The 6,763-nt window shown below is 57.8% G+C and carries 9 protein-coding genes and 1 pseudogene; 3 read left to right on the forward strand and 7 right to left on the reverse strand.

Going from position 1 to position 6,763, the window contains the following annotated elements; all coding sequences use genetic code 11:
* Nucleotides 1–313: 313 nt before the first annotated feature.
* Complete coding sequence (locus tag QN413_RS26660; RefSeq protein ID WP_323499588.1) at nucleotides 314–1,246, forward strand: LysR family transcriptional regulator; 933 nt, start codon at nucleotides 314–316, stop codon at nucleotides 1,244–1,246.
* A gap of 41 nt (nucleotides 1,247–1,287) precedes the next feature.
* Here the strand turns inward: QN413_RS26660 and QN413_RS26665 are convergent, their stop codons facing one another.
* The 6 genes and pseudogenes from QN413_RS26665 to QN413_RS26690 all read right to left on the reverse strand — a co-directional run bounded on the left by QN413_RS26665 (nucleotide 1,288) and on the right by QN413_RS26690 (nucleotide 4,241).
* Entirely contained in the window at nucleotides 1,288–1,683 is a 396-nt protein-coding gene (locus QN413_RS26665; protein ID WP_323499589.1) for a hypothetical protein, read from the reverse strand.
* 145 nt (nucleotides 1,684–1,828) lie between these two features.
* On the reverse strand, nucleotides 1,829–2,050 hold the full coding sequence (locus QN413_RS26670; RefSeq protein ID WP_323499590.1) for a hypothetical protein: 222 nt from the start codon (nucleotides 2,048–2,050) through the stop codon (nucleotides 1,829–1,831).
* Nucleotides 2,047–2,178, reverse strand: a pseudogene (locus tag QN413_RS26675) (transposase domain-containing protein); the annotation flags it as partial. The gene QN413_RS26670 and the pseudogene QN413_RS26675, both read right to left, overlap by 4 nt.
* Nucleotides 2,179–2,394: an IS66 family insertion sequence element accessory protein TnpB gene (gene tnpB, locus QN413_RS26680; RefSeq protein WP_416352256.1), complete on the reverse strand. Its 216-nt coding sequence runs from the start codon at nucleotides 2,392–2,394 to the stop codon at nucleotides 2,179–2,181.
* On the reverse strand, nucleotides 2,391–2,786 hold the full coding sequence (gene tnpA, locus QN413_RS26685) for an IS66-like element accessory protein TnpA (protein ID WP_323499591.1): 396 nt from the start codon (nucleotides 2,784–2,786) through the stop codon (nucleotides 2,391–2,393). The genes tnpB and tnpA overlap by 4 nt, the downstream gene beginning before the upstream one ends.
* Before the next feature lie 351 nt (nucleotides 2,787–3,137).
* On the reverse strand, nucleotides 3,138–4,241 hold the full coding sequence (locus tag QN413_RS26690; RefSeq protein WP_323499592.1) for an IS110 family transposase: 1,104 nt from the start codon (nucleotides 4,239–4,241) through the stop codon (nucleotides 3,138–3,140).
* Between the two features lie 341 nt (nucleotides 4,242–4,582).
* On the opposite strand from QN413_RS26690, the gene QN413_RS26695 reads away from it, so the two are divergent.
* Both QN413_RS26695 and QN413_RS26700 read left to right on the forward strand, forming a co-directional pair.
* Nucleotides 4,583–5,245, forward strand: coding sequence for a carboxymuconolactone decarboxylase family protein (locus QN413_RS26695; protein ID WP_323499593.1), 663 nt, complete (start codon nucleotides 4,583–4,585; stop codon nucleotides 5,243–5,245).
* Between the two features lie 106 nt (nucleotides 5,246–5,351).
* Nucleotides 5,352–5,972: a carboxymuconolactone decarboxylase family protein gene (locus QN413_RS26700; protein ID WP_323499594.1), complete on the forward strand. Its 621-nt coding sequence runs from the start codon at nucleotides 5,352–5,354 to the stop codon at nucleotides 5,970–5,972.
* Nucleotides 5,973–6,105: 133 nt separating this feature from the next.
* Here QN413_RS26700 and QN413_RS26705 read toward each other — a convergent pair whose 3' ends face one another.
* Nucleotides 6,106–6,339 carry a hypothetical protein gene (locus QN413_RS26705; RefSeq protein WP_323499595.1) on the reverse strand — a complete coding sequence of 78 codons (234 nt, stop codon included), beginning with the start codon at nucleotides 6,337–6,339 and terminating at the stop codon, nucleotides 6,106–6,108.
* Nucleotides 6,340–6,763: the final 424 nt, after the last annotated feature.

A 6,763-nucleotide genomic window follows, 5' to 3' on the forward strand; every position in this document is an offset into this window, starting at 1 on the left:
GATATAAGACTGCAGCCCTGCATCCTGAATCTTCACACATACGAGTTCTTGCAATCCGGGAGGCGCCCATATAAGCGCTCCCTAGCAACCATGGAGGCCACGCGTTGCCCATATGGGTAGCTCGACAGGCCGGCTGTCTTTGTCCAAAGGGGAAATGGCAGGATCTATGATCCGAATTGCCATAGAAAGGTTGCGTCATGTTGCTGAAATCTCGGAAAAATCCTCACCTGGCCACGTAGAAAAAGATCAAGACACATGCGTGCTTGACGACGTCACCGCCCCCCTGGTCAGAGCTCGTACCTGACCGCAATTAATGTTCTTTGCCATGCCAGTAAAGCGCCCAACGAAGGCAAACCCGGAAATTCTTCTTTCTGATCTGAAAGTTTTTGCTAAAGCCATCGACTCCGGCAGTCTCGCGACCGTCGCGCAAGTCATGCGACTCTCCAAAACCGCCGTGACCCGGCAAATCCAGCGGCTCGAGGCCACACTGGGTCATCAGCTGCTGCACCGCGGCGGCGGGCGCTTTGCGCTTACTGAAGAAGGGCGCGAGTTTCTCGCTAGGATCCGCGGTCCTCTGCGCGCGCTCGACGAAGCCGTTGGCGAGTTGACTGAAACCCAGAGTTCGCTGCAAGGCAGATTGCGGATCACGGCGCCCTATACGTTTGGACGGGTGTTTATTGCACCGGCGCTGGCATCGTTCATGGCTTTGCATCCTGCCGTAACGATCCTGCTCGAGCTGTCGGGCCGTAAAGTCGATATGCTGGCCGATGAGGCAGACATTGCCATCCGCATCGGCGCACCGGCAAGCGAGCAATTGGCGGCAAGACGCCTAGGTGCTGAAAGCGTAATGCTGTGTGCCGCCCCGGCCTATATGGCAAAGCACGGCCCGGTGACTACGGTTGCTGAGCTGTCAGCCCACGCGCTCCTGGATTTTCGGCCGGAAACGATCACGGGCCGCTTTGAAATATTCGACGCTGACGGGCAGAAGCAACGCATCGAGCTCGCGAACATCGTTCTACGCTCCAACCCGGAGGTGCTAGTCATGGCAGCGATACAGGGCGCCGGCATTGCGATTCTTCCCAAACACTTTGCTCTCTCGGCGCTGAAAGATGGCTCGCTCTTGTTAGTGCTACCCGGGTGTGGACTATCGACACTGGACGTGCATGCGCTGTATGCGTCGGGGCGCCGCCAGGCATCGAAGATCCGCGCGTTTCTGGATCATCTGGTTGAGCACTTGCAGGGTTAGCCGACGCGTTCACGCGTCTTGTCGCAGTTCGGCGCCCAAAGTCAGCGCGGAAACAGCACTAGGGCGATCCAGCCGACCAGCGCAATGGCGGCAGCCCAACCTGTGCCGCGCAGGAGGCGTTCCCACCAGGACCTCCTTCCCTTTAGCGGCGCTAATTCGTTCAGCGCACGGCGAAGAACTGCCGATGCTTCAGCATCGGGATGCAGCGCGGCCCACGCTGCTTTTAAACGGTCGACTATCAGGCGCCAGACAGATTTCATGCGGCGGATGCTATGGAGCCCGAAGCCGCACCACCAGCCCACGAGAACGCAATTTACTGTTGCGAAAAAAGCAACTCGACGATTCCGGTAGGAGTCACGCACGGCGTCGCGGCACCTGAAGGCAGCAAAGCGCTCGAACTGACCTTGCAATTTCACACCGCAGGAAGCGGAGTACATGCGCTAGCGGCAACGTCCGCTCACAAGTCGTACCGCAAATCAAAGGTTCTGGCCGCCTCGCAAACAGGCGGCAACCGCTTCGACCTTAAAAGTGGTCGATGAACAGTAAGCGGCCAGCCGTCCCATCTTGGCGCCGACACCTGAGTCAGATGCTATTGATTTCGTCGATGGTTTCCTCATCGTCGTAGAACTTCGCGATGGCTTTGTCGAGTCGCTTGAGCAAGGCGTTCAGCGTCTCGCCTTTCCGGCGTACAAGCATGGCCACGCTGTTGTGGCCGTCGGCGGCAGTGGCTGCGCACTCGATCGGGTATACCGCCCCAAGTGTGATGTCGCCGCCGTCAGCAATGAGTGCTTCGATGTTCTTCATGCGCCGGCATTTTGCCGGTGCTCCAGTGGGCTCCAACGATGCGGAAGCAACTCGTCGATGCGGCTGTTCAGATGTGTCGGCAGTCGCGTGAGCACGTCCTTCAGGTAAGCCCACGGATCGTAGCCATGCTACTTGGCCGACTTCAACCGTCTTGCAGCACACCACACGCCGAAGCCGTCATGCACGAGGATCTTGATGCGTGTGGCCCGTGCATTGGCAAACAGGTAGCCGTGATGCGCGTTCGCGCTGCCCAGAGCATGGACCACATGCGCGAGCAGGCGCTCGGCGCCAGCGCGCATGTCTACTGGCTTCGTGCACAGCCAGAGCGCGTCGATGCGGATCATCGCAACACCTCGCGCAGCCACGCAGCGCAGTCCGCTGCTGCCGAGACCGGCCAGGTCACGCTGACTCCGAGCGTGCCGCGCTTGAACTTAAGGCGGATGTCCTCGGCATCGGTAACCGCTGGCGCCGATGTTGAACGCGGCGCTGAAGGTGGCGATGGCGAGGGCAGCGACAGCGCGATGAACTGGGGCGTCGAATCGGCAACCGTCGTCGGTGTTGCCGGTGAAACTGGATTTGCCCCGCGTCCGCGGCGCCATTGATGCACCAAGTTGTCGTTCAACTTCAACGACACTGCGACTGCTGCGATAGACGCTCCCGGCTCTGCACAGGCAGCGAGGACCTGCGCCTTGAACTGTGCGCTGTGACGGCGCCGTTGCTTCCGATTGACGTACATCGATGGTGTCCAGCTAAGTTAGATGGACTACAAGGACTTCCACGATTGTCAACGACCTTGTTCGGCTTTTTCATTCTCTTCGATGCGTGTCGGGCGGTATGCTGCGTCATGAGGAACAGACTGCACATCTACAAGCGGCCTTGTTGCACATCTCGCATCTCGCGGTTTGTGCGGGCCCAGATACGAACCGCTCTGCAGGACTCCATTCAGCATCCGTCGTTGTCCCGAGGAACACGACTGTCCATCTATCGAGTTCACCTACTGGCGGTCTGACCTATGCACTGCATCTTCGAACGCACGTCTTGGAGGGAATTCAATAACTACAGAGTGACAGGGCCTATGCTTCCATGGCTAGCCAGTCAATCCTAGGCAAGGTCTGCTTTCTACACGACTTGCAGTTTTGATCGATATGAAGTCTGGATCGTAGGGTCGCTCCTTGGTCATCACGGCCCATAGGATTCGAGCATTCTTGTTGGCAAGTGCAACTGCTGTCTTCTGCCATCCAACCCGAGCTAAAAGCTGTACCAGCCATAGAGCGATTCGGTCTTTTCGCTTATGCGCCGTCATCACGGCGGTTCGCGCCCCTTGAATCAGAAGTGTTCGCAGATAGTCGTCGCCGCGCTTTGTGATTCCTCCCAGCTTGGCCTTCCCGCCGCTTGAGTTCTGGCTAGGAACCAGCCCCAGCCACGCACTGAACTGTGAGTCGGACCTAAATTGCTTCAAGTCGCCGACGCTTGAGATTAGGGCCGAAGCGGTTATGGGGCCGATCCCGCAGAGCTGTGACGCGATCTTGGCCTGCTCGCTGCTCCGCACGTGAACGGCTATGCGTTCATCACACCAGGCAATGTGGTCCTCCAGTTCCGTCCAGTGCAGATGCGCGCGCTGCAGGGCCATGCGCGCCACCCCGGGCAACTCGTTTTCCGTGTCTTCAAGGACATCGGCAAGAACTGAGCGCAGCGCTTCAGGGCTTTTCGGATAGACCAGCCCAAACTCAGCGAGCAGTCCGCGAATTCGATTGATGCAAGCGGAGCGTTCCTCTTTGTAGCCCTCCCGTAGTCTGTGCACGGCCAACTGTGCTTGCTGTTCAGTGGTCTTGATAGGCACGAATCGCATGCTTGGACGGGAGGCGGCTTCGCGCACCGCGGCGGCATCATTTGCATCGTTCTTGCCACGCTTGCCCTGCATTCGATACGGTCCAACGAAATGACCGGCGATCAAGCGCGGATCTAGGCCGAGCGACCGCAGTCGTCTGGCCCAGTGGTGCGAGCTGCTGCAGGATTCCATTGCAACCAGGCAGCCGGCGGGCAGCTGGGCGAACCACGCTACAAACTTGTCGCGTGCCGGCATCTTCGTGATCAACATGCGGCCGTTCGCGTCTACCGCGTGAACCTGGATCACGCGCTTCGCCAGATCGACACCCACTCGCGCAATTGCGCCTCGGATCGTTTCGCTCATGGAAGACTCCTTTCGGACTGTGATGGACAGCTGACATTCCATCGCGGCGGCGCGACGCCGTTAACGAAGGGGAAGTCCCTTCGTATTCAGCATCGTCCACGGCTTGGCCTCAGTTCTCAAGCTGGGGTGGCCGGCCGCTTACATCTCGGCAGTGACCGTGGCGGGATGACATATTCATTTAGTGGGCACAAAAGGATGTGATCGCTGCATGTTCGGGTTAGCTGCATTGCCTTGGCGCTATGTCAGCACGAGAATTAAAAAACTGACCGTACGCCATCGGTGCGGGATCGCATTGATCTCGGTCGGTAGCCCGAAGCAACAGCAATAATCAACAGACATCTATGAAATATCGACTCGTTAGCCGCGCCACCCGTCTGACATTCAGCGTTGCGCTGATGTTCAGTGCGATGCAGTCATATGCTGCCGATGCGGGCGCGGTACCGTCCCCCCGGTTTCCGCAGCTCACCACGCAAGAACTCAACGTCTACCAGAAGCCTCTTGGCGAGCAGATCACGAAGGTATCAAGCGTGGGCTTGTCCGGTCCCTACAACCCAATCCTGCGAAGTCCTGTGATGGGGCAGCGCATGTTCGACCTGCTGTATTACCTGCGCTGGAACTCTTCAGTGCCCCAACGCCTTAACGAATTCGCAATACTGATCATCGGTCGCCAATGGCGATCACAGGTCGAGTGGCTTGCGCACGCACCGCTGGCCGTCAAGGCGGGGCTGTCGCCTGAGGTGGTCGCGGATCTGAAGGCCCAGAAACGACCCGCAAACATGCAGGCCGACGAAGCGGTGGTCTATGACTTCGTCACTGAACTGACCGCCGAGCACCGGGTCAACGATGCCACCTACGCTCGCACCAAACAAGTGCTGAGCGATCAGCAGATTGTGGATCTCACGACAATTGCAGGAACCTATGTGACGGTTGCCATGTTGCTGGCAATGGCCGAAGAAGGTGTTCCTGCTGGCAAGGAATTGCCTTTCAAGGCGGGTGAACCGTGATCGTATCGTTCAGCCAAGGAATGAGTTGCAGGGATATTGTCGTCTTCCTGCTTCAGCCGCTCATCGTCGGACGATTCGAATTTGATTCACGCACCATTGGAACCTGATGCCCCGCTTCTTTCATTTATTCGCCGCCAGCGTCCTGTTGCTCCAAGTTCAGGTTCATGCAGAAGACCGGCTGCCGACCATTCCTCCGGCAGCCTATACGCCCGAGCAGGCCCAGGCTGCCGCTGATTTCGAAGTGGCACGCAAGGGCCCGGTTTTCGGACCCTTCGAGCCCCTGATGCACAGCCCGCAGGTCATGACACTCTCGCGATCGATGGGTGATTACTTGCGCTACAAATCGGCGATCGGCAACACGATGAGCGAACTGGTCATCCTCATCATCGCCCGCGAGTGGACACAGGACTTCGAGTGGTGGTATCACTATCCGTTGGCCCTGAAGTCCGGCATCTCCAAAGAGGTTGCGGATGCTATTGCAGAAGGACGTCGTCCTGTCGGCATGAGTTCGGACGAAGACATGATTTACAGCTACACCACCGAGCTGGCAAAGAACAAGCAAGTGTCCGATGTCACATTCGAGCGGGTCAAAACCCGCTTTGGAACCAAAGGTGTGGTGGATCTGACCGGGATCGCCGGCTACTACACATTACTGGCAATGCAACTTAATTCAGCGCAATACAAGCTTCCAAAGGGTCAGGTAGGGCTCAGGAGACTGCCGGAATAGCGGTTCTGTCGTTGTAGGCAGCACCGGACCGAACATTGACGGGTAGCGTTTGTCGTCGGACATCGTTCAGATGGTATGAGCGCTTCCGTCCTGCTGCTGCAGCTTGCACTGCACCGCGGGAAGTTAAAACCTCTCAGTGCTCAGCGAATGCGGACAGATTCAATTTGAGTACGGCTTGGTGAAGGCGTTTGTCTCGCGTCCAACGCGTCGTTCCGGCAATGCGAGCTTCGGCAAGCAGATGAAGGTCTGAATAGCCGCTCCCGGCGCCGAACGACTGCTCATTTTCGAGAAATGCGATCACTTCGATATGACCGAGCGCGACGTGGCGTAGGCGTGGCAGTTTATCGCCGGCATCGATTTCTGCCACGTTTTGTCGCCTGTTACGTCCGCCTCGTTTCGCGAAGATTGGTACCGTTTCCGAGGGCCCGGCGAATGCACATCCAACAACGAACATAACCAGCGCCTTCGCATACCAAGGGTTGCAGAATTTTTGCTGGCGAACCACAGCGCCACGCCATCGCGCTTGATCCGCACCGTCCAGTTTCTAAGTCGTGTTGCGAAAGCATCGTTGGATCGTCAAAGTTTTGACGACGAATTCAGCTCACATACTTCACATACGCAAGTTACAAAGTGAAGTCGTTTGGTCAAGACGGATCGGTTGAACGCTTGGCCCTCAGCCGCAGTGCATTGAAGATGACCGAGGCCGAACTCAGGCTCATCGCCAGCGCCGCGATCATCGGAGACAACAGCCATCCAGTGAACGGAAACAGAACACCCGCTGCCAGCGACAC

It is taken from the genome of Variovorax sp. LG9.2, from assembly GCF_035018885.1.
Classification (GTDB): Bacteria; Pseudomonadota; Gammaproteobacteria; order Burkholderiales; family Burkholderiaceae_C; genus Variovorax.

Excerpts from the sequence above, each read along its gene's own strand:
- QN413_RS26700 (WP_323499594.1), top strand. The coding sequence starts at position 5,352 with ATGCCCCGCTTCTTTCATTTATTCGCCGCCAGCGTCCTGTTGCTCCAA.
- QN413_RS26665 (WP_323499589.1), bottom strand. The coding sequence starts at position 1,683 with ATGTACTCCGCTTCCTGCGGTGTGAAATTGCAAGGTCAGTTCGAGCGC.
- QN413_RS26670 (WP_323499590.1), bottom strand. The coding sequence starts at position 2,050 with ATGAAGAACATCGAAGCACTCATTGCTGACGGCGGCGACATCACACTT.
- tnpB (WP_416352256.1), bottom strand. The coding sequence starts at position 2,394 with ATGATCCGCATCGACGCGCTCTGGCTGTGCACGAAGCCAGTAGACATG.
- QN413_RS26690 (WP_323499592.1), bottom strand. The coding sequence starts at position 4,241 with ATGAGCGAAACGATCCGAGGCGCAATTGCGCGAGTGGGTGTCGATCTG.
- tnpA (WP_323499591.1), bottom strand. The coding sequence starts at position 2,786 with ATGTACGTCAATCGGAAGCAACGGCGCCGTCACAGCGCACAGTTCAAG.
- QN413_RS26660 (WP_323499588.1), top strand. The coding sequence starts at position 314 with ATGTTCTTTGCCATGCCAGTAAAGCGCCCAACGAAGGCAAACCCGGAA.
- QN413_RS26695 (WP_323499593.1), top strand. The coding sequence starts at position 4,583 with ATGAAATATCGACTCGTTAGCCGCGCCACCCGTCTGACATTCAGCGTT.